General features: G+C 26.0%; 1 protein-coding gene. It reads right to left on the bottom strand.

The features are described from left to right. On the bottom strand, window positions 1–440 hold a 440-nt coding region (locus tag CHF27_RS14065), incomplete at its 3' end, for an RNA-guided endonuclease InsQ/TnpB family protein (RefSeq protein ID WP_147294108.1). Window positions 441–554: the final 114 nt, after the last annotated feature.

Here is a 554-nt window from a genome sequence, read left to right as displayed (position 1 = left end):
TTATAGTTTCCAACTGGTAGCCTACCTTCATCTTTCATTTTCACATAACCTATTTTTTCAAGTTTAATATGATTATCTTCAACGATAAATTTGTTATTAAGATGAAAGAAAGAAACTTCACATTTACCTTTTTTCTTAAATTTAGGATACAGCGATTCTTTTTTAAAGAACTTCTTAAATGATTCTCCTAAGTCTTTAAGTGCTTGTTGTGGTATTTCTGACGACACTTCCTTTAACCAAGTAAATTCATTATCATTTCTTAACTTTGTAAACTCTTTTCTTAACTCACCAATAAATAAGGATTTATTATTTTCCTCATAATACTTATTAAGAAAACTCAATCCCCAGTTGTAAGAAAATCTTGCAATACCTGCACTTTTAAACATTAGTTCTTCTTGATATATAGTAGGATATAACCTTACTTTGATTGCCTTAATCATTTTTACACCTCCTTGGTAATATTTTACCTTAAGGTGTTATTTTATACTACTTGAATAAATTGTATTAATTTAGCATAGACATTAAAATTTATAAAGTATTTATTTTTTTTATAG

Source organism: Romboutsia maritimum, from assembly GCF_002251085.2.
Taxonomy (GTDB): domain Bacteria; phylum Bacillota; class Clostridia; order Peptostreptococcales; family Peptostreptococcaceae; genus Romboutsia_B; species Romboutsia_B maritimum.
Note: the sequence above shows the minus strand (reverse complement) of the source record. Positions and strands in the feature narration are given on the sequence as shown.